Genomic DNA, 22,022 nt, shown 5'->3' with positions numbered 1-22,022 from the left:
CGGACAAGGAGCCCCCGGACAAGGAGCTCCCGGACAAGGAGCCCCCGGACAGGGGGCCGGTCGCAGCACGTCCGTCCGGGACGGCCCGCGGCCGGCTCCCGGCTCACTCGCCCAGCCCGGCGGAGCGCGCCCGGACCATCGCCTCCCCGCGCCGCTCCACCTCCAGCTTCCGCAGCACCCGCGTGACGTGGTTGCGCACCGTCTTCTCCGCCAGGGTCAGTTCACGGGCGATCCGGTGGTTGGTCCAGCCCCGGGCCAGCAGGTCCAGCACCTCGCGCTCGCGCTCGGTCAGGTCCGGGAACGCGACGCGTCCCGAGCCCTGCTGCATCGCCTCGAAGTAGCTGCCGAACCGCAGCGCCACCGAGGGCGAGAACACCGCGGCCCCGGTCGCCACGGTCGTGATGGCCCGGCACAGCTCCTCCCGCGAGACGCCTTTCACCAGGTAGCCGCGGGCACCCGCGCGGATCGCGGCCACCACGGCGTCGTCCTCCTCGGAGGCCGACATCACCAGGACCTGGGGGGTCGCGGCCCCCGGTGCCGCCGAACCGGTGCCGGTCGGCCCCGCGGCGCCGCCGGTCCGCCCGGTGTCGTCGGCGGGCCCGCTCCCGTGCTCGGTGGAGCCCGGGCCGTCGACCGGCCCGGCGCCGCCGGTGATCGCCCGGGTCGCGTCGATGCCCGACTCGCTGCCCAGCCGCAGGTCCATCAGCACCACGTCCGGCCCCGGGTCCAGCTCGCGCAGCTGGTCGAGTGCGTCCGCGGCCGAGGAGGCCTCGCCCAGCAGTACGATGCCCTCCGCACCGTCCAGCGCGTGGCGGACCCCCTCGCGGAACATCGGGTGGTCCTCGATCAGGAAGACCCGGACGGTCATCGTTCCCCCCGCGGCAACATGGCCCGTACCAGCGTTCCACCAGGCACGCTCATCACCACGCAGAAGCCCCCGCCTCCTCCGCCCTTCTGCGCATCGACCGCAGGCCGGTGCCCCGGCCGACGGTCCGCCCGATGCCCACACCGTCGTCTCGGACGTCGAGCACCAGACAGGTCCGCTCGGCCCGCAAGCAGACCGTCACCGTGCCGGCGCCGGAGTGGCGCAGCGCGTTGCCGAGTCCCCCGGCCGCGATCCGGTACGCGGTCGCCTCCACCACGGGCGCCAGCATGAGCGGTTCGTACGGAAGGTCCGCGACCAGCAGCACGTCCTCGCTCGCCTTGGCGGTCCGCGAGACCAGCCGGTGCAGCGCGACGGCCAGTCCCTCGTTGGCAGCCAGGTCCGGGGGGACGAGCCCGTGCAGGGCCGACCGCATCTCCTCGACGGCGCGCGCGGTCTCGGCGGCCGCGTCCAGGACCAGGCGGCGCAGGCCCGGGTCGTGGCCGAGCCGGGAGACCGCCGTGTCGAGCCGGAGCCGGATGCCGGCCAGCGTGCCGCTGAGGCCGTCGTGGATGTCGTCCCGGATCCGTCGCCGCTCTTCCTCCAAGGCGCTTGCGGGGTAGTGCTGTTGGGTGTCGCGCTGGGGCGATCGGTGGGGCGGTGGTAACCGCCGGTCGAGGGCCACCACGGCCGGCGGGACGGCGGCGAGCGAGACGGCGGCGGCCGCGTGAGTGACCGGGGGAACGTCCGGCGCCGGCGCGGGACGTTCCCCCGGTGGTCGGCTCAGCTCTTCTTGAGGGCGATCGCGTAAGTGACGGCCGTTCCCACCGCGAGCAGCAGCGCGGCGGCGGCGACCAGGACGCTGGTGGAGCCCAGGACGTCCGCCGAGTTCGACGCGTGCTGGAGGTCGGTCAGCATGACGTTGACCGGGGACACGCCCTTGCCGAGCATGACGGCCAGCAGGAGCACCAGGGCGACGACGAGCGCGTAGCCCTGCCGCCGGAACACCAGCCGGGAGCAGACCAGCCCGATGGCCATGCCGGTGAAGGCGCTGATGAGCTGCGCCTCCGTACCGAGGGCCAGATCGGCGGGGCCGACCGTGTGCGTCCCGAACAGCAGCGGCAGCGCCAGACCGGCCACCGTCAGCAGCAGGCACCAGGCGGCGGCGGTCGCGACCGATCCGAGCAGGACCCTCAGGTGGCTGCCCGCGCTGACGACCACGATCGAGCGGTGCGGCGGGTCCTCCAGGCCGATCAGCGCCATGGTGAGCCAGGCGGAGCACAGCAGCATGGAGCCGGCCACCGCGGAGTAGGTGGCGGCGAGCGGACCGGTGTCGCTGCTGGTCAGCACGGCAGCCAGGCCGACGAACAGGAGCAGCGGCGCGAGGTAGCGCTGGGAGAGCAGCAGAACCGTGAACATGTAGCGGACCAGGGAGATCACAGGGCGGCACTCCTGGCGTCGGTCCGGGAGCCGTGGTCGTGCGCGGCCCTGGCCACTGCGTCCACCGACCAGAGGTGCTGCAGCGAGGTCATCAGTACGGTGTCCGAGTGCTCCCGGGTCACCCGCAGGACGATGCCCTGGCCCCGGCGGGCGGCGTCCACCACGCCCGGGAGCGAGTACCAGTCCAGCTCGGTCGGAACGGCGCCGGTGGCCGGCGGGGTCAGGACCAGCTCCACCATCGGGGCCGGGCTCCCGGCCTGCGTGGCGCCCCGCCAGGTGACCTTGCCGTCGGTGATGGCGTAGGCGCCGTTGGCGTGCGTCCCGGTGATCGCCTCGCGGTGGTCGGTGAACACCACCGCGCCGCCGTGGGCGGCCACTTCATCGATGAACTCGCCCAGGACGCTGTGGGCCGAGGCGTCCAGGCCCGACCAGGGCTCGTCGAGGACGAGCAGGTCGGGCCGGACGAGCAGGGCCTGAGCCAGTGCGACCTTCTGCGCGTTGCCCTTGGAGAGCGTGCGCAGCGACGCGGTCGGGCCGCCGACGAGGGCCAGTCGCTCCAGCAGGTCGCCTCCCCGGGAGCGGGCGGCGGAGGTCGACATGCCTCGGATGCGCCCCATGTGGGTGAGGTAGGAGATCGCCGAGATGCGTTCGTGCGCGGTGAAACGGTCCGGTACGTACCCGATGGTCGGTGGTCGGGCCGAGACCGTGCCGGACGTGGGCTGCGACAGCCCGACCAGGATCTTCAGCAGGGTCGACTTCCCGGAACCGTTGGTGCCCACCACCGCGACCACGTCGCCGGCGGAGACCTTCATGTCCACATCGCTGAGGATCCACCGGCCCGCACCGTAGCGCTTGCAGACGGCTTCGCAGTGTAACAATTCAACTCCCGGCTGTAATAACCGCGTCCACGCCACTACAGTCAGGCATCGAGTCGGTGTCCCTGTCAACATGACACGCGCCGAGGCCGGCGAAAAGGGTCGCAATTCTGTTCACCCCTTCTTCCGGGTGTGCGACGGAGAGTGAACTGCGGGACAGTCGGAGCTGGTTCTGTCCTCCTTTCCTTTGTGAAAATGCTGGAACCGTGAATTCAGAGCGCGCGGAATGTGCGCCAGATTGCGCCGGTGGATCTGCCGTTCGTGGCCCGCCGTACGGGCCTGGTGCGATGCCCTGCCGCGCCCGGCTCAAGTGGTCCGGCGGGCGCGCCGGCCGGTGTGCTCGGCCTGTTTGACGGTGTCGAGGTCGACGCCGATGGCGCGCAGCCATAGCCGGGTGAGCGGCCGTACCGGGGTGTCCTCGTCGGTCAGTTCGCAGCCGAGGGCGAACCGCTGGAAGCAGAGTTCGTCGCCCGTGCCGGAGGTGTGGCCTCCGGACTGGTCGGTGCCGGGAGGCGGCGTCGATCGGCACCTCGCCGACGGACGGCCCCGTCCGCCGCCGGGCTTCCCGCCGCGGCGTAGCCGCGGGGCAGGAGGCTGTCATTCCCCGCCGGCAGACTTGGCAGCTTTCTGCAACCGGGATTGCCGGGTTCAACGGGAGTGCCTTAGAAAGATCTCCGGAAGAAAACGGGGTAGTGGCCAGAGGTGCCGCGCCGAAAAGGAAGGGTACCCATTATGGCTTCGTACGACGAAAACGTTCAGAAGATCAAGGAGATCGTCTGCGACATTCTCGAAATCGAGGAGGACGAGGTAACCGAGACCAGCCTCTTCAAGGAGGACCACTCCGCCGACTCGCTTCGTTCGATCAAGATCCTCGCGAAGCTGGAGAAGGAGTTCAGCGTCACCATCGACCAGTCCGAGCTGGCCCGCATGGTGAACCTCAAGGGTGTTTACGAGGTCGTCTCCCAGGCTGCCGGCTGGTAATCGGCGACATCGTACGGGCAGGGCAGGGCAGGGCAGGGCACGGCCGGAACAGCAGACGGAGAGGGCGGGATGGCGATGTCGGGGCAGACTGGCCCACGCAGAGTGGTGATCACCGGGCTGGGGGGCCGTTTCGATTCTCTTTCACACGCCGTTTCCGGTTCGCCGGACCGCTCGCCCGGGTCGTCGCCCTCGGCCTGCGAGGTGATCAGCTCCGTCAGGACGTCGATGTACGCGGCGAGGACCTCTCCCCAATGGATGTCGGAGGACTGGAGGTGGGCCGATTCCTCGGCCTCGTGGTCCTGCTCGATCTGGTCGAGCACGGACAGCGGGTGGGGGATCCGAACGGGGCCGAGCCGGTCGTCGTCCATAGCTCCTCCTGGATTGCGGCGCTTGTCCCTGGTGTGATCCCCGTTCGGACCGGTATCGTCAGCCGGCCTATAAGGCACCTTGATCCAACCTCTACTGGGACGGCGCGTCGCGAAATCCCCGAACGCCGCACCGGCGCTCGTCGGCACGGCCGGGTCCCGGGTTCCCCAAGACTTCCCCCCGATTCTGTGCCCGTTCCGTACAGATCCGACGGGTTGTGCGCACGCCCCTCCACTGCGCCGTCCTCCCTGGTGGGAGGCGGCGGAACTGCCGCTATGCTGACCGGCGATCTTCGGACGGTATGACGGGGAATCGGGGGAACAGCATGGGTAGCGAGGGCGCCGGGACGGGGTTCGGTGCGCATCCGGAGAAGCTCGGGGACGCGGGTGACCAGCTGATCGCGGCGGGGCAGGACGTCCGCTCGGTCAAGGACACCCTGGGCAAGTTGAACATGTCGGACCCGGCGGTGCTCGGGGAGTACGCGGGTGACGCGGCCAAGGCCTTCTGGTCGGCCTGGCAGGACGAGCTCGGGGTGAACCTCGACGCGCTGACCGACCTCGGGGGCAAGGTGCACACCACCGCGGCCAACTACGCCAAGACGGACAGCAGCGTCGAGCAGCAGTACCAGAAGCCGGGGGCCTGACCGTGCCTGACCACGACCTCAATCCGCTCGGCACCGACCCGGGCACCCAGCGGCAGCAGGCCGAGTCGCTGAAGAAGACCATCGACGAGTCGCACGGCATGTGGGGTGCGGGCGACCTGAAGTACGCCGTCCACGACGCCCTGCAACTGCCCGCCCCCAAGGGGGACTCCGGCAAGGTCGGCGACCTCGCCGCCGCCTACTACAAGGCGGTCGGCCAGCTGGACCAGATCCAGATCAAGGTGGCGAAGGTCAGCTCCCAGCACCTGCCCGACGCCTGGACCGGGCAGGTCGGCGAGAAGGCCGCCGAGGTGGTCAAGGCCTCCGCCGACGACCTGACGCGCTGCCGCGACGCGATGGAGAAGGGCCGGCAGCAGCTCAAGACGCTGTCCACCGCCCTGAGCGAGGCGCAGACCCTGCACGGCCAGGGCGCCGCGCCGCTGAGCGAGGCGCTGAAGCTGCTGCACGACATCACCATCGGTGGGGCGCCGGACCCGGTCAACTGGGACGACGACAAGATGCACAGCGCCCACGCGAAGGCGAAGGACGGCATCAAGTCGATCTACGACGCTGCGGTGAAGGCCGAGAACGCGGGCCGGACGGCCGCCCGCGAGTTGAACGCGATCGCGGACAAGGCGCTGGCCGGCAAGTTCAAGAACAAGGGCCTGGGCGCGGAGGACAAGCTGGTCCTGGTCGACGCCTTCGTCGGCGGCAACCAGGGGGACGGCACCATCCTGACCGAGGCCAACGCCACCCGGGCCGCCCAGCTGATGGACCAGATGAGCGACGCGGACCGGGCCCGGTTCGACCAGCTGCTGGCCGGCAGCAAGTCCCCGGAGGAGCGCGCCTACCTGATGAAGGCGCTGGCCGCCGGGCACGGTTACGACGAGATCAAGGCCTTCGACGACCAGATCCACGATCACGCGGACGATCCCGGTTGGCTGGCGGCGCGGATCTCCCCGGTGCAACTGGACTCGGCCACGCCCGGCCAGAACGGGACCGGCTACGGGGGCGTGGCGTGGGACCAGGGCCAGCACAACACCTGCGTGGCCGCCTCGACCGTGACCGCCCGGGCGATGGTCGATCCGCTGTTCGCCTTCCAGCTCACCACCGGTGGGCACCCCGGAGACCCGAAGTACGACAACGGGCAGGCCGCCAAGGACCGCTGGGACAACGAGACGAACCGCGTCTACGACTCCCGCTCCTGGATGCACCTGGGGGCGGACGGGATGTGGGACTGGGAGTCCAAGGACATCGCCAACTCCGAGATCGGCGACCACACCGGGGCCGGCTACAAGAACGTGGACCTGGGGGACGCGGACCAGCGCAAGGACGTGCTGGCCCAGGTCGAGTCGTCGGTGGACCAGGGCAAGCCGGTCCCGATCTCGGTCAAGAACGACAAGTTCATCCCGGACGGCCACCAGATGATGATCATCGGACACCGGGGCGACCAGCTGGAGATCTACAACCCCTGGGGCTATACCGTCTGGGTCAGCGAGGACGACTTCATCCACAACCACCTGGGGGGCGCCACCCAGGGGGACGAGCTCCCCATCGCCGACAGCGTCCGCATGCCCAAGTGAGGCCTGAGAGTTGAGCACCAACCACCAACCCCTGAGCGACGACCGGCTGGCCGAGATGGACATCGAGGTCCTGCTGCGCTTCGGCCTGCCCGCCCCCGGCGTGGTCCGCTCCGTGCTGTTCGGCGACGGCGCGGTCGCCGCCGCGATCACCGCCGACCGGCTCGGCGTGCTGCCGCGCGCCGTGGTCTTCCTCGGCGAGGTGGTCCGCTCCGGTGGCACCCCCTTCGCGGCCGAGCTGCCCGAACCCCTGCCGGGCCCGGCCGCCGCGGTGGCCCGGGGCTGGCTGGCGGCGGCCGCCACGGTCGTGCGGGACCCGGCGGGGGACCGGCTGGTCGCCCGATGGCTCGACGCCGTCGCCGCCGTACTGGCACTGCGCGTAACCAACCGGGAGTCGAACTCGTGAAGAAGAAGTGGCAGCGGATCCTCCTCGTCGCGGTCGTCCTGCTGGCCGTCGCGGGTGCGGCGGGCGCGGTGGCGATCCACAAGATGACCACCGGCAAGCTCGACCACGGCACGGTGTTCACCGCGACCTCGGGTGAACTTCTCGTCAAGCCGGGCCAGTTGTTCTCGGTCGAGGTGAGCGCCCACCGGGTGTGGGGCGACGTCTGGACCATGACCGACCCGACCCCGGACCCCGCGGTGGTGCAGACCGTCGGTGACGAGTACGTCCGGAGCGTCGGTCTGGCGAATCTGGGCGGTGCGATCGGCTCGGACTCCGGCGGCCACTACTACTTCGTCTTCCGTGCCGCCCCGAACCCCGGCCGGACCACCGTCACCCTGCACGTCGGCCACCGCGACGTCCAGGGCATGACGTTCTCCGGCGGTCCGGAGCAGACCAGGCGCCAGTTCACCGTCAACGTCGGCTGAGCCGTCACCGGTTGGGGGTGGGGCCAGGCCCCACCCCCAACCGGTGACGGCTCAGCCGTATTCTGCGGCCAGCAGCACCTTCAGCTCGTCCTCCAGCTTGCGGACGGCCTCGGACAGGGCCGGCTGGGAGATGTGGCAGGCCTGGCGGCGCGGGCGAAGTGGCGCTCGCAGGCGAGGGCGACCAGGTACTCGAGCTGGCGGAAGAGCATCTACTCGGCCCCCGGGACGGTACCGCTGTGCGCGGAGTCGAGGCGGGCAGGGTCGAGGCGGGCAGGGTCGAGGCGGGCAGGGTCGAGGTGGACAGGGCCGACGCGGTCGGTGTCGATGCGGTCCGCGCGGGTGTAGACGTTCATCGAGTCGCCGCGCAGGAAGCCGACCAGGGTCAGCCCGCTCTCCTCGGCCAGGTCCACCGCCAGCGAGGAGGGCGCGGAGACGGCGGCGAGCATCGGGACGCCCGCCATCACGGCCTTCTGCACCAGCTCGAAGGAGGCCCGGCCGCTGACCATCAGCACCGTGCCTCGCGCCGGGAGCAGGCCCTCGCGCAGTGCGTGGCCGACCACCTTGTCCACCGCGTTGTGCCGGCCGACGTCCTCGCGCAGGCAGAGCAGCCGCCCCTCGGCGTCGAACAGGCCGGCCGCGTGCAGGCCGCCGGTGCTGTCGAAGACCTTCTGGGCGGCCCGCAGCCGCTCGGGCAGTGCCGACAGCAGCGCGGGGGTCACGCGCAGCCCGTCCTCGGCGACGCTCCACGGCGCGGTGGTGCGCACCGCGTCCAGGCTGGCCTTGCCGCACAGGCCGCAGGAGGAGGTGGTGTAGAAGTTGCGCTCCAGCGAGGCGTCCGGGGCGGGCACGCCGTGGGCGAGCACGACGTCCACCACGTTGTAGGTGTTGCCGTCGGCGGCGGTGGCCCCCGCGCAGTAGCGGATCCCGGCCAGGTGGTCGGCGGCGTGCAGCACGCCCTCGCTGACCAGGAAACCGGCCGCCAGGTCGAAGTCGCTGCCCGGGGTGCGCATGGTCACCGTCAGCGGGCGCCCGCCGACCCGGATCTCCATCGGCTCCTCGGCGGCCAGGGTGTCGGGGCGGTGCGAGGGCACGCCCTGGCGCAGTCGCAGCACCCTGCGCGGTACGGTCACTCGGCCCATCGTCCTCGGCTCCTCGGTGGTGTCGGTCCGGACTGTATGGATGAATCCTCGCTCTTTCCGCGGCCTCGGGTGGCGGCGGGGGGCGGTGGTCCGGTCCGGGCAGGTGGCGGCGGCTGTGCGCGGCGGTCACCGCCAGGCAGAGCAGGCCCACGACCGCCGTGCCCGCCAGCAGCGCCGGGCAGGAGGCGTGGCCGGAGGTCCCGGCGAGCAGCAGCGGGGTGAGGAAGCCACTGGAGGTGGTGCTCCGGTAGAGCAAGGCGGAGGTAGGCCGCTGTGGCGTGCAGCGGCCAGGGGTGGTCTCCGGGAGCCGGCGGGCGGCCCGCAGACCACCCGCAGACGAGCGGGCAGCCCGGCGCGGCGCGCCAGGCCCGGCGCGCCGCCCACCGTCCGCCGCCGGCCGTACCGGTCGGCGGCGGGAAAGCGAACTGCGGGGTATCCCTGATCGCGCGATCGGGGATACCCGCTCGAGCGGCTATGCCGCGTTGCCCACCGCCAGGACGACCGCGCTCGCCGCGCCGCCGGGCGTCTCGTAGTTCACCGTCTCCCCGGCGTGGTGGCCCAGAAGCGCCTTCCCGAACGGGCTGTCGTAGGTCACCAGGGTCAGCTCCCGCTCCTCCGCCACCTCGGAGATCTCGACGGTCTCCTCCTCACCGTCCGCGAACCGCACGGTGACGGTCGAGCCCACCCCGATCACATCCGTGGACGGCGCCCCGGCCACCTCGGCCTCCCGCAACCGCCCCTCCAACTCCGCGATCTTCCGATCCAACCGCGTCACCTCCGACGCCCGCTGCAACTCGTCCGCCGCATCCGCCCGGTCCCCCACCGGCTCCTCGCCCCGCAGCGTCGCGGCCACCTCCCCCCGCTCCACCCGCAGCTGCGCCAGCTCCTCCCGCACGACACGCAGCCCCTCGGCACTGATCGGTTCCGGCCCACCGCTCATGGCAAGCTCCCGGGTCTCTACGGAACGCTCGAACACCGGCCGCCTCCCATTACCCCACCCCACCGCGCCCCCGGCAAATCCTCGGCCGGGATGCGCTCGGTTCCGCCAAAGCCGTTCGGCAGATACGGCTCTCCGGCACAATGAGGCCCATGATCAGCCCCGACGACCCGAGTGCGAGCCCACCCGTCGGCGACGCCGTTCGAGCTGCCGAGCGATACCGGCCGTTCGCGCATCTCACCACCGAGGGTTGTGAGCTCTACCGCCAGGTGATGGGGGTGTTCGTCCGGGCCAAGCAGGAGTTCACCGTCCACCTGCGCCCTGAGGACGTCCACCTGGGCCTTTCGCCCGAGGGCCGGCCGTCGTTGGAGGCGGTGGCCATCGCACTGGAACGGCTGGCCAAGTGGGGGAATCTGCGGGCCGATCCCGACACCGGCCGGGTCACGGCGCTGGAGGACTTCTACCGGTCCCGGTACATCTATCAGCTCACGCGTGAGGGCGAGGCCGCCGAGGAGGCGCTGGGCGCGTACGACGAAGCGCTCGGCCGACGCGGCGAGTTGCAGGCGGTCGCCCTCACCGACATCGTCGTGCAGTTGCGGGCCCTGCTGGCGTTGGCCGACCGGGACGAACCGGACCCGGCCGTGACGCACCTCGCGATGCTTGCCCTGGTGGACCGCTTCTCGGGGCTGGCTGAGAACGCGCGCGCCTTCATGAACTCGCTCCAGCGGACGGTTGATCTGCACGAGGCCGAGGTCGAGGTGTTCCTCGCCTACAAGCAGAGACTGATCGACTACCTGGAGCGGTTCATCGAGGACCTGGTGACCCGGGGTGCCGAGATCGCGCAGCTCCTGGAGAGCCTCGGCACGCAGCAGGAGGGGCGGATCGGGCCGCTGCTGCGGCTGGCCGCCGAGCGTGAGGCAGCCGATGCGGCCCCGGATGTGGCAGCCGAGGCACTGACGGCGGCGGAGCGGCGTTGGCTCGGTCGCTGGGACGGCCTGCGGGCCTGGTTCCTCAGTGTGCCGGGCCGCAGCTCCCAAGCCAAGCTGCTACGCTCCGCCGCCCGCCAGGCGATTCCCCAACTGCTCAGTGTCATCCAGGCGTTGAACGAGCGCCGGGCCGGCCGATCGGACCGGTCGGCGGACTTCCGCGAGCTCGCCCGATGGTTCGCCGAGGCGCCCGACGACGACGCCCGGCACCGCCTGTGGCGCTCGGCCTTCGGGATGTACTCAGCCCGGCATCTGACGGTCGATCAGGATACCCTGGCTGAACGGGAGAACGACCCCGTTCCCGTCTCCACGTCCTGGTGCGACGCGCCGGGCGTGCGGATCAGCCCGCAACTGCGGCGCACCGGTTCGTACGAGCGGCGCGGCCGGGCCCGGGCCGTGCAGGACCGTGGCGAGGCAAAGGCGTACCTGGCCGAGCTGGCCCGCAAGCAGGCCGAACAGACGGCGGCGGTCCGCGCCCGGCTGGCCACCCGTGGCGAGGTGCGGCTCAGCGACCTGGACGAACTGGATCGGGAGGCCTTCCGGCTGTTCCTGCTGCTCCTCGGCGACGCGTTGTCGGCCTGGCGCCCGGGCACGGAGTCGGTCTCGACCACCACCAACGACGGGACGATGGAGATCAGGCTGACCAGGGTGCCGGGCGGCGGGATCGCCGAGATCCACACCCTCGACGGTGTGCTGTGGGGCCCGGAACACCTGGTCGAGGTCACCGACCTGGCGAGCGAACGCGATCCGGTGGGAGCTGACCGTGACTGATCACCGCCTGGGGGACGCCCTCGCGGCGCAGCGCGCAGCCGAAGTGCGGCGCGCCGCGCGGGCGCTACTGCGCCGACCGCTGCTGCGGGCTGGTGGTTCCCAATCCGATGAGTTCCGCCTGGTGCGGCAGCATGCGACGGAGCTGCGCGCCTGGTTCGAGCGGAACACCGGCTGGCCGCTGCTGGTGGACTCCGAGGTGGCCCGGCTGCGGCGCACTCCGGGCCGGGCTGACGACGCCACGCATCCGGCCCGCGATCGCATCGGTCTGCCGTTCTCGCGGCGCCGCTACGTCCTGGTCTGCCTGTGCCTGGCGGTGTTGGAACGTGCCGAGCACCAGATCGCGCTGGGGCGGCTGGCGGAGCAGATCGTGCTCGCCGCGGCGGATCCGGCGCTCGACGCCGCGGGTGTGGCGTTCACGCTCGCCGACCGGGAGCAGCGCACAGATCTGGTGGCCGTGGTCCGGCTGCTGCTGGAGTGGGGGGTGCTGGCCAAGGTCGCCGGAGACGAGGAGGCCTTCCTGAAGTCCGCCGGGGACGCCCTGTACGACGTGGACCGCCGGGTGCTCGCCGTCCTGCTCGTGTCCCGGCGCGGTCCGAGCACCGTACGCGCGGACGGCTTCGAGGAACGCCTGGCCGAACTCAACGCCGAGGTCCTGCCGGACAGTGACGAACTGCGCAACCGCGCGCTGCGGCACAGCCTGACCCGCCGCCTGCTGGACGACCCGGTGATGTACCTGGACGGGCTCACCGAGAGCGAGAGCGCCTACCTCACCTCGCAGCGCGGCGCGCTGACCCGGCGGATCGGCGAACTCACCGGCCTGGTCCCGGAGGTCAGGGCGGAAGGGCTGGCCATGGTGGACCCGGACGACGACCTGACGGACCTGCGGATGCCGGAGTCGGGCACCGACGGTCATGTGGCCCTGCTGGTGGCCGAATACCTCGCCGGAAGGGGCGGCCCGGTGCCACTGGCCGAGCTGCAACGGCAGATCGCCGGCTGGGCGCAGGAGCACGCGGGGTTCTGGAGGCGGAGCGCCACCGCCCCCGGAGCCGAGGCGGAGCTGGCCGAGCAGGCCGTGGAGCGACTGGTCGCGCTCGGGCTGCTGGAGCGCGCGGAGGCTCCGGACGGTACCGCGCTGGCGCGCTCCAGGCCCGCCCTGGACCGCTATCGAGTCGGCGAGGCCGTTCTGCTGGAACCCGGCCGGAGCGCTCCCCGGAAGAACACGAAGACGACTGCCGGCCGTACGAAGGGCGCGAGGACCCGATGAACACCACCGCCGAGAAGCGGCTGCCGCTGCCACTGCCCGGCCGAGCCCGCTGGCAGCCGCTGCGGGTGGGCCTGGTCGATCTCTTCTACTACGACATCGAGGAGTTCCACTTCCGCGACGGCAGGCTGCTCTTCCGCGGCAACAACGGCACCGGCAAATCGAAGGTGCTCGCGCTGACCCTGCCCTTCCTGTTCGACGGCGACCTCTCCCCGCACCGGGTGGAGCCGGACGCCGACCCGAAGAAGCGGATGGAGTGGAACCTGCTGCTCGGCGGCGAGCATCCGCACCCCGAGCGGCTCGGATACACCTGGATCGAGTTCGGCCGCCTGGACGAGGGCGGCGGCGCGCAGTACACCACACTCGGCTGCGGCCTGAAGGCGGTCAGCGGCCGGGGCATCGCCCGTCACTGGTACTTCGTGACCGACCGGCGGATCGGTCCGGAGCTGCGGCTGGTGGACTCCACCGGCGCCGCGATCGGCCGGGACCGGTTGGCCGAGGCGCTGGACGGCCGGGGCCTGCTGTACGACTCGGCCAAGGCCTACCGGCGCGCGGTGGACGAGGCCCTGTTCGGCCTCGGGGAGCAGCGGTACGCGGCGCTCGTCGACCTGCTGATCCAGTTGCGCCAGCCGCAGCTGTCCAAGCGGCCCAGCGAGAAGGCGCTCTCCCAGGCCCTGACCGAGTCGCTGCCGCCGATGGACCAGGCGGTGGTTGCCGACGTCGCGGAGGCGTTCCGATCACTGGACGAGGAGAAGGAGCAGCTGGCGGTCATGACGGCCGCCGAGCGCGCCGCGGGCGCGTTCCTCCAGCACTACCGCCGCTACGCCCGGGTGGCCGCCCGACGCAAGGCCCGCGCTCCCCGGGCACAGCACTCCCGGTACGAGGCACTGCGCGCCGAGCTGAACACCGCGGAGCAGGACTTCGAGGCCGCCGGAACGGCACTCGTCGAGGCTGAGACCCGGCTGGCGGACCTGTACCGACAGCGCACCGGACTGCGAGCCAAGGACGAAGCCCTGCGAGCCGGCCCGGAGATGCGCAGCGCCCGGGAGCTGGAGCGGGCCGCGGCCCTGGCCGAGCGCACCGCGCGGGACGCCGAACGAGCTGAGGCGGACCGTCTCCGGGCCGAGGGAGAACTGGACAGGGGCGCCGCCAAGTTGGGCTCCGCGCGGTCGCGCGCGGAGGCAGCCGAGCGGGTCGGTCAGGCCGCACTGGACCGGGCCGGCGCGACGGCGACGGCGGCAGGCCTGGAGCGGGAACACGCCGACCGGGTCGTTCGCCCGCTCGGCGAGGGTGAGACGCCCGAGACCGCGCAGCGCAACGCAGCGGAGTTCACCGACCGCCGCCAGCGCTCGATCGCCCTGGTCGAGGAGCACGTCGCGACCGCGCAGGGTGCCGTCGGAGAGCTGGACCGGGCGCGCCGCCGGCTGGAGGACGCGGACGGCGAACTGGCGCACCGGGCCGAGCTGCGGGCCGAGGCCGAGGAGAACACGGCGCAGGAAGGTCGGGACTATCTCGGCGCCGTCCGCGCGCACTTCGCCGCGTGCGCGCTGCTCCGCCCCGCCGACGTCGAGGGAATGCTCGACCAACTGGCGGAGTGGACAGGGACGTTGGTCGGCGTCGACCCATCCAGGGCGGCCGCGCAGCAGGCAGCCTCCGTCGTCGGCGCCGAACTCGCCCGACACCGCGCGGCCTTGGAATCCGAGCAGCGGGAGGTGGCCGAGCGCCGCGGGCGGCTGCGGGTCGAGCTGGCCGAGTTGCAGGCCGGTGGCCGGCGCGGCCCGCGGGCCCCGTACACCCGCTCACCCGAGACCCGGCAGGGCCGCCCCGGTGCACCGCTCTGGCATCTGGTCGACTTCACGGAAGGCCTGACGCAGCAGCAGGCGGCCGATCTCGAAGCGGCCCTGGAGGCATCCGGCCTGCTGGACGCCTGGGTCGCCCCGGACGGTACGGTGGCCGCGGCTGACACCTGGGACACCCTGGCGATCGTCGGTCCGGCGGTGGACGGCCCGTCACTGGGCACCGTGCTGCGCCCGGCGGTGGACCGTGCCGACCCCGGTGCGGCCGCGCTGTCCGACGAACTGGTCGTCCGACTGCTCGACGGCATCGGCCTGCTCCACCCGGACGGGGACCTGCCAGGCGCCGGCAGCTGGATCGGTCTGGACGGGAGGTTCCGCCTGGGGGCGCTCGCCGGCGCCTGGTCCAAGCCCGCCGCCGAGTACCTCGGCGAGGGCGCCCGCGAACAGGCCCGGCGTGCCAGGATGGCCGTGATCGGCGCGGAACTCGGGCTGCTCGAAACCCGGTCGGAGGATCTGGCGGTCCGCTTCGAGGGTATGGAAGCGGAGGTCCGCACCCTGGCGGCGGAACAGGCCGCGCTGCCGGACGAATCTGCCCTGCGCGGTGCACACGCTGCCGCGGTCGCGGCCCAGCGGGAGCACGCCCGAGCCGCCGAACACCGTGCGACGGCTGAGCGGGCGGCGGCGGAGGCTGTCGTCCTCGCCGAGCAGGCCACCGACGAACTGCACGCCCTGGCACAGGAACTCGCCCTTCCCCCGACCGGCATCGGGCTGCGCGAGGCCCGTGAGGCGCTCGCCTCCTACCGGGAGGTCCTGGCCGCACTCTGGCCGGCCGTCCGTGAGACCCGCGCCGCCCGGGCCGCCTTGGCAGCCGAGGAGGTTGACCACGGCCGCGCCGCCGAGCACGCCGCCGACCTGGCCGGGCGCGCTCGCGAGGCGGGGCTCGAGGCCGTGACGGCAGGCGAGCGCCACGAGACGCTTGCTGCGATCGTCGGCGCCGCCGTCGCCGAGCTGCAGCGCGAACTCGCCAACGTGGCAGCCGCGTTGCGGGAATGTGAGGACAGCGAGCGCGCCACCCGCCAGGCGCAGAGCGCCGCCATCGGCCGTCAGGCCGCTGCTGACGCTCTCCGGGCCCGGGTGCGCACCGAGATCGAGGACACCGCCCGCACACGCGCCGAGGCGATCGACGCGCTGCGCCGCTTCGCCGCCACCGGGCTGCTCGCCGTCGCTCTGCCCGAGCTCGCCGAGGAGCACGTCGGCGACTCCTGGGCCCCCGAGCCGGCCGTCCGCCTCGCCCGGGCCGTCGAGCGTGAGCTGGAGTCCGTCGACGACGCCGACCCGGCCTGGGAGCGAGTCCAGCGTCGGATCACCGAGGAGCTCAAGGAGCTCTCCGATGCCCTCGCCCGCCATGGGCACACCGCGGCGGCCCGGATGCTGGAGGTCGGTCTGGTCGTCGACATCGTCTTCCAGGGCCGCGAGCGGTCCGTCCCCGAGCTGGCCACCGCCCTGGCCGCCGAGGTCGCGGACCGGCAGCAGCTGCTCTCCGCCCGTGAGCAGGAGATCCTGGAGAACCACCTGATCACCGAGGTCGCCGGCACCCTCCAGGAACTGGTCAGCGCCGCCGAGCACCAGGTCCTGCGGATGAACGGGGAACTCGAGCACCGTCCGACCAGCACCGGCATGCTGCTGCGGCTCGTGTGGCGTCCCGCACGCAACGCCCCCGGCGGTCTGGCCGCCGCCCGCGAGCGCCTCCTGCGTCAGTCCTCCGATGCCTGGACCACCGCCGACCGGACCGCGCTCGGCGAGTTCCTCCAGGCCCAGATCGAGCGGGCCCGTACCGACAACCCTTCCGGGACCTGGCTGGAACACCTCACCACCGCCCTGGACTACCGCTCCTGGCACGAGTTCGGCATCGAGCGCCACCAGCACGGCAAGTGGCAGTCCGCCACCGGCCCGGCCTCGGGTGGTGAGCGGGTGCTGACCGTGTCGCTGCCGCTGTTCGCCGCCGCTTCCTCGCACTACGCCTCGGCCGGGAACCCGCACGCGCCGCGCCTGGTCACCCTGGACGAGGCGTTCGCCGGCGTGGACGACGACTCCCGCGCCAAGTCCCTCGGCCTGCTCGCGGCCTTCGACCTGGACGTGGTGATGACCTCGGAACGCGAGTGGGGCTGCTACCCCCAGGTGCCGGGGCTGGCCATCGCCCAGCTCTCCCGGGTCGACGAGATCGCCGCCGTGCTGGTCACCCGCTGGGAATGGGACGGCCGTCGGCGCTCGCGCGTGGAGGACGGCGAGGTGCCGGGCCCGCGGCAGGAGAGCGTGTTCTCTTGACCATGGACGTTCCCCGACTTCAACGCCTGATCGGCACGCCCGAACTCGCCCGGCTGCTGGACCGCGCCCGCCGACGGATGGAGGCGGGTCAGTCGCTCGACGGCACCGTCACCCTCACCGGTGCGGCTGATGCCGAACGGGCTGCCGTGGCCCGGCTCCTGGGGCGTGTCCCGCGCCCCGGCCGCTCACTGTCCGTGTCGCTGACGGCGGTCGACCGGGTACTGCGCGACAGCGGGGCCAGCCCGGACGGCCTGGCCGCCGCCGTCGTCGCGCTCACCGGGCCGGTCATTCCCAGGCAGGAGACGGCCGACTGGCTGGCCCGGGCCTGGGCCGGCGCGTTCGCCCCGCTCGAATCCGCGGTGGCCGCCCGACCCGAACTCGCCGACTGGTACGCCTCCCTGCGCGCCACCGGCCTGGTCCGCCGATTGGTCCACACCCCCGAGGAAGCCGCACCGCTGCTCGTCCGTCTCGCTCGGCTGCTTCCCCACCTGCCCGTCTCGGCGCCTTGCTCGCTCAGCACCTTCGCCGCCGAACACACCGGCGACGCCCACGCCCTCGACCAGGGCCCCCTGGCGACCCTCACCCTGGACGCCGTCCGGGCGCTCACCGGCACACCGCCCGGCGAGGGCGCCCAAGCACGGCGCGACGCCTGGGCGGCAGCCGGACTCCTGCTCGACGAACTCTCCTCCCAGGTCCTCGTCCTCGGCCTGCCCGGCGACGGCACCACCGCCACCGGACGAGCCCTCGACGCCCTCGGGTCGGTCGGCCAACCGATGGCGTTGACGCTCCGCCAGCTCGTCCACGACGCACCCCGGCCGCCGCGCGGCGGCACGGCGTACGTCTGCGAGAACCCCGCCGTCGTCCTGGCCGCCGCCGACCGGCTCGGCCCCGACTGTGCCCCGCTGGTCTGCCTCCAGGGCCAGCCCAGTACGGCCGCCCTACGCCTCCTGTCGCTCTACGCCGATTCCGGCTGGACCTTCCGCTACCACGGAGACTTCGACTGGGGCGGTATCCGGATCGCCACCCGCCTGCTCGCCCACGTCCCGTGGATCCCGTGGCGCTACACGGCCGCCGACTACCGCACCGCCCGGGACGCTCACCCCGGCACCGCGGCCCTCGTCGGAATCCCCGCCGAAGCGCCCTGGGACCCGGACCTGAGCCCGGCACTCCTCGCCTCGGGCCGGCGCATCGAGGAGGAGCTGGTCCTGGAGGATCTGCTCGCCGACCTGGCGTGCCCTCCCTCTACCGGGCGGGGAAGCGGGCCCGCTGGTTCCCTCTGATGAGTGATGACGGGCGTGACGAACCCCACCCGGGTCGGCTCTTGTTGGGTGGGGGGCGTGGCGGTGATCACCTTTGGGGGCGGGGCGGCGGGGGAAAACGCAGGTGGGAGGGTGGTGTGAGGTGGTCGGAGGAGGGACCGGCCGTTGGGGCGGGAGCGGGCGAAGCTACCATGTGGGCAACACCCTCAGCTCGAAAGATGGACTTGTGACTGTCAACGACGACGTGTTCACGGACTGGAAGAACCGCGAGGAGATCGCGGAGTCGATGATCCCGATCATCGGGCGGCTGCACCGGGAGAAGGACGTCACCGTCCTGCTCCACAGCCGGTCCCTGGTGAACAAGTCGGTGGTCAGCATCCTCAAGACGCACCGCTTCGCCCGGCAGATCGCGGGCGAGGAGCTCTCGGTCACCGAGACCATGCCGTTCCTGCAGGCGCTGACCACCCTGGACCTCGGCCCCTCGCAGATCGACCTCGGGATGCTCGCCTCGACCTACCGGGCGGACGACCGCGGCCTGTCGGTGGAGGAGTTCACCGCCCGGGCCGTCGCCGGTGCCACCGGTGAGAACAAGCTGGAGCGCCGGTCCGCGCAGGACGTCGTGCTGTACGGGTTCGGCCGCATCGGCCGCCTGGTCGCCCGCCTGCTGATCGAGAAGGCCTCCGGCAACGGCCTGCGCCTGAAGGCCATCGTCGTGCGCAACGGCGGCGGCGACGACCTGGTCAAGCGCGCCTCGCTGCTGCGCCGGGACTCGATCCACGGCCAGTTCCAGGGCACGATCACCGTCGACGAGGCGAACAACAAGATCGTCGTCAACGGCAACGAGATCACGGTGATCTACTCCGACGACCCGACCAAGGTCGACTACACGGAGTACGGGATCAAGGACGCGATCCTGATCGACAACACCGGCAAGTGGCGTGACCGCGAGGGCCTGTCCAAGCACCTGCGCCCCGGCATCGCCAAGGTCGTGCTGACCGCCCCGGGCAAGGGCGACGTGCCGAACATCGTGCACGGTGTCAACCACGACATGATCAAGCCGGACGAGCAGATCATCTCCTGCGCCTCCTGCACCACCAACGCCATCGTCCCGCCGCTGAAGGCGATGGAGGACGAGTACGGCGTGGTGCGCGGCCACGTGGAGACCGTCCACTCGTTCACCAACGACCAGAACCTGCTGGACAACTACCACAAGGCCGACCGCCGTGGCCGCTCGGCGCCGCTGAACATGGTGATCACCGAGACCGGTGCCGCCTCGGCCGTCGCCAAGGCCCTGCCGGACCTCAAGGCGAAGATCACCGGCAGCTCGATCCGCGTGCCGGTGCCGGACGTGTCCATTGCGATCCTGAACCTGCAGCTGAAGCGCGAGACCAACCGCGAGGAGGTCCTCGACTACCTGCGGGACATCTCGCTGACCTCGCCGCTGAAGCGCCAGATCGACTTCACCGACTCGCCCGACGCGGTCTCCAGCGACTTCATCGGCTCGCGCCACGCCTCGATCGTGGACGCCGGCGCGACCAAGGTCGAGGGCGACAACGCGATCCTGTACCTGTGGTACGACAACGAGTTCGGCTACTCGTGCCAGGTCGTGCGGGTCGTGCAGTACATCTCGGGTGTCGAGTACCCGACCTTCCCGGCCCCGGCGGTCTGATCCACCGGTTGGGATGTTCGTTGGGTAGTTCCGGCGGGGCGGTGACCGGTTGGTCGCCGCCCCGTCGGCGTTCCGGGGCCGGGCCGGTACCGTCTTCGATGAGCTTCGTGCGGTGGGCGTCGTGCGGTGGGAGGGGCGGGGATGGCGGACGGGTGGCCGACGGTCGAGTTGGACCCGGTGCGGCGGCTGCGGGTGCTCGCGGCGGCCGGGGCCGGGCGGCCGCTGTTCGCCGAACGGCGCCTTGCGGCGGGCTTCGACCGGGTGTGGGCGGTCGCCAGTGACCTGTCCGGCGAACTCCCGGGCCTGATCAGCGGGTTGCGATCCTTCGAGGTCGGGCCTTCAGGGGGCGGGGGGCGGCTGGAGGGGCTCGCGGTGAGCGTCGTCGGTCACCGCGAGCGGTTCCAGATCGTGCTGCGCAGCGGTTGGTGCCTGATGCAGAGCAGGGTGCTGCTGGGCGGGATGGCGGCCGTACCGGACGGGGACGGGACGCGCTTCGCCCTGCTCGGCAGCCTGCGGGTGCCGGGTGCCGGGCCGGTGCAGCAACTCCTCGGCGGGCTCACCGAGCGGCGCGGCGAGGTGCTGCTGGACCGGCTGGAGTCGCGGGTGGCGGAACTCTCATCGCCGCAGTAGGAGGCGGACGGCTTCGGCCACCGCTTCGGGGTGCTCGTGCGGGAGGAAATGGCCGCAGCCGGGCAGGACTTCGGCGCGCAGGTCGTCGGCGGGGGCGCCGGCCGCGGAGAGCAGGGACGGGCGGATCACCGGGTCCTGCTCGCCGCCGAGCAGCAGGGTGGGGACGGTGAGCCGGCGCTTGCCGAACCGGCCGAGCGCCAGGCGCGGGATGTCGCGGACGACGAACCCCCAGTGCAGGCGCTCGGCGGCGCGGGCCGCCGCGGGGGTGCTGCCGGCGCTCACGTACCCGGCCAACTCTTCGGCGGGCCAGGGGTGTTCGGCGCTGGTGGCGCGCCGCAGCAGGTGGGCGAGCAGGCCGGGGCGGTGGCGGACGACCCGGCGGCCGATGCCCGGGTACTCCAGCAGGGCGGTGTACCAGAAGCGCCAGGCGGTGCCGAGCAGGGCGCGTTGGCGCGGCCAGGGGTGGGTCATGTTGAGCGCCAGGAAGCCGGTGAACCGCTCCGGCGCGCGCAGGGCCAGTTCGAAGCCCGTCCAGGCGCCCCAGTCGTGGCCGACCAGGCCCACCCGGTCCAGGCCGAGCCGGTCGAGGGCGGCGAGTACGAGGCGGGCGCGATCGTCGGTGGTGTAGCCGTGGCGGGGCGCCTCGGACCAGCCGAAGCCGGGCAGGTCCAGGCAGAGCAGCCGGAACTCGCCGTTGAGCAGGGGGAGTAGGTGCCGCCAGGCGTACCAGTGCTGGGGGAAGCCGTGCAGGAGCAGCAGCGGGGTGCCCTGGCCGGCCTCGGCGAGGTGGAGGCGGACGCCGTCGGCGTCGAGGTGGTGGTGGCGTACGCCGGGAAGGTCGGGCAGGGCGGGAAGGTCGGGCAGCGGGCGGGGGTCGGTCATCAGGGGGCTCCTTCCTGAAGGGGGCTGTCAGGAGAGGAGAGGGCGGGAGAGGGGGTTGCAATCCGTGGGGTGGGGGCCTTTTTCGGGATCAGCGGTGTTCGGTGCCCCAGGCGGTGCGGAAGCCGTGACGCGCGCGGAAGAGTCGTGAACGGACCGTTCCGAGTGGGAGGTCGAGGACCTCGGAGACGGACTTCTCGTCCAAGCCCTCGATGTGCCGGAGTGTCAGGATGGCGCGATGGTCGGGTGGTAGGCGTTCCAGGACGTCCTGGATGTCGGCGGCCAACTCGGGGTCGTGGTCGTCGGGTTGGTCGGCGGGGGCTGTCGGCGGTGGGGACCGGCAGGTGGCGAGGCGGACGGCCTCGCGGGCCGCGATCGTTCGGGCCCAGCCGAACAGGGCCTCGGGCGCCTTGAGTTGGCGCAGGCCGCGGACGATCGCGATCATCGCCTCCTGGGTGGCGTCGGGGGCGTCCTGGAGGGCGATCGGGGCGCAGACCCGGCCGACGTACGGCATCAGCAGGGAGAGGAGCTCGTCGAGGGCGAGGGCGTCACCCTGCTGTGCCGCGCGGACGAGAGTGGTGAGTTCCTCGTGGTCGTGTTGCGTCATCCCGCCCCCCGTTGGCGTCGTCGGACCAGCCTGGACGGTACCGGATGGGGGGTGTCTGTTGTGGGGGGCTTTCGGGAGGGTGGGTGGCCGGGGGGGGGGGGGGGGGGGGGGGGGGGGGGGGGGGGGGGGGTGGGTGCGGGTGGGGGCGC

At 72.3% G+C, this 22,022-nt stretch carries 20 protein-coding genes and 1 pseudogene; 11 read left to right on the top strand and 10 right to left on the bottom strand.

Features of this window, described 5'->3' with window-relative positions:
- Positions 1 to 103: 103 nt before the first annotated feature.
- From ACZ3UD_RS29045 to ACZ3UD_RS29030, 4 genes are all read right to left on the bottom strand, one after another.
- On the bottom strand, positions 104 to 868 hold the full coding sequence (locus ACZ3UD_RS29045; protein WP_465593993.1) for a response regulator: 765 nt from the start codon (positions 866 to 868) through the stop codon (positions 104 to 106).
- 52 nt (positions 869 to 920) lie between these two features.
- Positions 921 to 1,469, bottom strand: coding sequence for a sensor histidine kinase (locus ACZ3UD_RS29040; protein ID WP_465593990.1), 549 nt, complete (start codon positions 1,467 to 1,469; stop codon positions 921 to 923).
- A gap of 176 nt (positions 1,470 to 1,645) precedes the next feature.
- Positions 1,646 to 2,302 carry a hypothetical protein gene (locus tag ACZ3UD_RS29035; protein ID WP_465593987.1) on the bottom strand — a complete coding sequence of 219 codons (657 nt, stop codon included), beginning with the start codon at positions 2,300 to 2,302 and terminating at the stop codon, positions 1,646 to 1,648.
- Positions 2,299 to 3,120, bottom strand: coding sequence for an ATP-binding cassette domain-containing protein (locus ACZ3UD_RS29030; protein ID WP_465593984.1), 822 nt, complete (start codon positions 3,118 to 3,120; stop codon positions 2,299 to 2,301). The genes ACZ3UD_RS29035 and ACZ3UD_RS29030 overlap by 4 nt, the downstream gene beginning before the upstream one ends.
- Positions 3,121 to 3,909: 789 nt before the next feature.
- On the opposite strand from ACZ3UD_RS29030, the gene ACZ3UD_RS29025 reads away from it, so the two are divergent.
- Complete coding sequence (locus ACZ3UD_RS29025) at positions 3,910 to 4,158, top strand: acyl carrier protein (protein ID WP_465593981.1); 249 nt, start codon at positions 3,910 to 3,912, stop codon at positions 4,156 to 4,158.
- Here the strand turns inward: ACZ3UD_RS29025 and ACZ3UD_RS29020 are convergent.
- Positions 4,125 to 4,526, bottom strand: coding sequence for a DUF6269 family protein (locus tag ACZ3UD_RS29020; RefSeq protein ID WP_465593978.1), 402 nt, complete (start codon positions 4,524 to 4,526; stop codon positions 4,125 to 4,127). The two genes, ACZ3UD_RS29025 and ACZ3UD_RS29020, sit on opposite strands and share 34 nt — an antisense overlap.
- Before the next feature lie 323 nt (positions 4,527 to 4,849).
- Between ACZ3UD_RS29020 and ACZ3UD_RS29015 the strand changes: the two genes are divergently transcribed.
- From ACZ3UD_RS29015 to ACZ3UD_RS29000, 4 genes are read left to right on the top strand one after another with little or no spacing between them, the layout of a single operon-like run.
- Positions 4,850 to 5,167, top strand: coding sequence for a WXG100 family type VII secretion target (locus ACZ3UD_RS29015; protein ID WP_465593975.1), 318 nt, complete (start codon positions 4,850 to 4,852; stop codon positions 5,165 to 5,167).
- A 2-nt stretch (positions 5,168 to 5,169) separates the two neighbouring features.
- Complete coding sequence (locus ACZ3UD_RS29010) at positions 5,170 to 6,747, top strand: hypothetical protein (RefSeq protein ID WP_465593972.1); 1,578 nt, start codon at positions 5,170 to 5,172, stop codon at positions 6,745 to 6,747.
- Positions 6,748 to 6,757: 10 nt separating this feature from the next.
- On the top strand, positions 6,758 to 7,150 hold the full coding sequence (locus ACZ3UD_RS29005; RefSeq protein WP_465593969.1) for a hypothetical protein: 393 nt from the start codon (positions 6,758 to 6,760) through the stop codon (positions 7,148 to 7,150).
- Positions 7,147 to 7,614 carry a hypothetical protein gene (locus ACZ3UD_RS29000; protein WP_465593966.1) on the top strand — a complete coding sequence of 156 codons (468 nt, stop codon included), beginning with the start codon at positions 7,147 to 7,149 and terminating at the stop codon, positions 7,612 to 7,614. Before ACZ3UD_RS29005 ends, ACZ3UD_RS29000 begins: the two co-directional genes overlap by 4 nt.
- A gap of 69 nt (positions 7,615 to 7,683) precedes the next feature.
- On the opposite strand, the pseudogene ACZ3UD_RS28995 reads toward ACZ3UD_RS29000, so the two are convergent.
- From ACZ3UD_RS28995 to ACZ3UD_RS28985, 3 genes and pseudogenes are all read right to left on the bottom strand, one after another.
- Positions 7,684 to 7,823 (bottom strand): annotated as a pseudogene (locus tag ACZ3UD_RS28995) (LysR family transcriptional regulator); the annotation flags it as partial.
- Positions 7,824 to 8,753: a formate dehydrogenase accessory sulfurtransferase FdhD gene (gene fdhD / locus ACZ3UD_RS28990; RefSeq protein ID WP_465593963.1), complete on the bottom strand. Its 930-nt coding sequence runs from the start codon at positions 8,751 to 8,753 to the stop codon at positions 7,824 to 7,826.
- A 472-nt stretch (positions 8,754 to 9,225) separates the two neighbouring features.
- On the bottom strand, positions 9,226 to 9,693 hold the full coding sequence (locus ACZ3UD_RS28985; protein ID WP_465593960.1) for a GreA/GreB family elongation factor: 468 nt from the start codon (positions 9,691 to 9,693) through the stop codon (positions 9,226 to 9,228).
- Positions 9,694 to 9,842: 149 nt separating this feature from the next.
- Here ACZ3UD_RS28985 and ACZ3UD_RS28980 point away from each other — a divergent pair, with 149 nt between their 5' ends.
- From ACZ3UD_RS28980 to ACZ3UD_RS28955, 6 genes are all read left to right on the top strand, one after another.
- Positions 9,843 to 11,447 carry a TIGR02677 family protein gene (locus ACZ3UD_RS28980; protein WP_465593957.1) on the top strand — a complete coding sequence of 535 codons (1,605 nt, stop codon included), beginning with the start codon at positions 9,843 to 9,845 and terminating at the stop codon, positions 11,445 to 11,447.
- Entirely contained in the window at positions 11,440 to 12,711 is a 1,272-nt protein-coding gene (locus ACZ3UD_RS28975) for a TIGR02678 family protein (protein ID WP_465593954.1), read from the top strand. The genes ACZ3UD_RS28980 and ACZ3UD_RS28975 overlap by 8 nt, the downstream gene beginning before the upstream one ends.
- Positions 12,708 to 16,829, top strand: coding sequence for a TIGR02680 family protein (locus tag ACZ3UD_RS28970; protein ID WP_465593951.1), 4,122 nt, complete (start codon positions 12,708 to 12,710; stop codon positions 16,827 to 16,829). The genes ACZ3UD_RS28975 and ACZ3UD_RS28970 overlap by 4 nt, the downstream gene beginning before the upstream one ends.
- 2 nt (positions 16,830 to 16,831) lie before the next feature.
- Positions 16,832 to 18,109 (top strand): TIGR02679 family protein, encoded by a 1,278-nt coding sequence (locus tag ACZ3UD_RS28965; RefSeq protein WP_465594215.1) that lies wholly within the window; start codon positions 16,832 to 16,834, stop codon positions 18,107 to 18,109.
- A 205-nt stretch (positions 18,110 to 18,314) separates the two neighbouring features.
- Positions 18,315 to 19,757, top strand: a complete 1,443-nt coding sequence (locus tag ACZ3UD_RS28960; RefSeq protein WP_465593948.1) for a glyceraldehyde-3-phosphate dehydrogenase — start codon at positions 18,315 to 18,317, stop codon at positions 19,755 to 19,757.
- A 141-nt stretch (positions 19,758 to 19,898) separates the two neighbouring features.
- Positions 19,899 to 20,387, top strand: a complete 489-nt coding sequence (locus ACZ3UD_RS28955; protein ID WP_465593945.1) for a hypothetical protein — start codon at positions 19,899 to 19,901, stop codon at positions 20,385 to 20,387.
- Here the strand turns inward: ACZ3UD_RS28955 and ACZ3UD_RS28950 are convergent.
- Entirely contained in the window at positions 20,373 to 21,269 is an 897-nt protein-coding gene (locus ACZ3UD_RS28950) for an alpha/beta fold hydrolase (RefSeq protein WP_465593942.1), read from the bottom strand. The genes ACZ3UD_RS28955 and ACZ3UD_RS28950 overlap by 15 nt on opposite strands.
- Positions 21,270 to 21,357: 88 nt before the next feature.
- Positions 21,358 to 21,873 carry an RNA polymerase sigma factor gene (locus ACZ3UD_RS28945; protein WP_465593939.1) on the bottom strand — a complete coding sequence of 172 codons (516 nt, stop codon included), beginning with the start codon at positions 21,871 to 21,873 and terminating at the stop codon, positions 21,358 to 21,360.
- Between the last annotated feature and the right edge of the window lie 149 nt (positions 21,874 to 22,022).

This window comes from Kitasatospora sp. NPDC023118 (assembly GCF_055560875.1).
The sequence above is the reverse complement of the archived record's forward strand: the minus strand, read 5'-3'. Positions and strand labels throughout refer to the sequence as shown.

Coding starts and splice junctions, on each gene's coding strand:
- ACZ3UD_RS28980 (WP_465593957.1), top strand. CDS start 9,843: ATGATCAGCCCCGACGACCCGAGTGCGAGCCCACCCGTCGGCGACGCC.
- ACZ3UD_RS28945 (WP_465593939.1), bottom strand. CDS start 21,873: ATGACGCAACACGACCACGAGGAACTCACCACTCTCGTCCGCGCGGCA.
- ACZ3UD_RS29015 (WP_465593975.1), top strand. CDS start 4,850: ATGGGTAGCGAGGGCGCCGGGACGGGGTTCGGTGCGCATCCGGAGAAG.
- ACZ3UD_RS28955 (WP_465593945.1), top strand. CDS start 19,899: ATGGCGGACGGGTGGCCGACGGTCGAGTTGGACCCGGTGCGGCGGCTG.
- ACZ3UD_RS28970 (WP_465593951.1), top strand. CDS start 12,708: ATGAACACCACCGCCGAGAAGCGGCTGCCGCTGCCACTGCCCGGCCGA.
- ACZ3UD_RS29020 (WP_465593978.1), bottom strand. CDS start 4,526: ATGGACGACGACCGGCTCGGCCCCGTTCGGATCCCCCACCCGCTGTCC.
- ACZ3UD_RS28965 (WP_465594215.1), top strand. CDS start 16,832: ATGGACGTTCCCCGACTTCAACGCCTGATCGGCACGCCCGAACTCGCC.
- ACZ3UD_RS29025 (WP_465593981.1), top strand. CDS start 3,910: ATGGCTTCGTACGACGAAAACGTTCAGAAGATCAAGGAGATCGTCTGC.
- fdhD (WP_465593963.1), bottom strand. CDS start 8,753: ATGGGCCGAGTGACCGTACCGCGCAGGGTGCTGCGACTGCGCCAGGGC.
- ACZ3UD_RS28985 (WP_465593960.1), bottom strand. CDS start 9,693: ATGAGCGGTGGGCCGGAACCGATCAGTGCCGAGGGGCTGCGTGTCGTG.
- ACZ3UD_RS28950 (WP_465593942.1), bottom strand. CDS start 21,269: ATGACCGACCCCCGCCCGCTGCCCGACCTTCCCGCCCTGCCCGACCTT.
- ACZ3UD_RS29045 (WP_465593993.1), bottom strand. CDS start 868: ATGACCGTCCGGGTCTTCCTGATCGAGGACCACCCGATGTTCCGCGAG.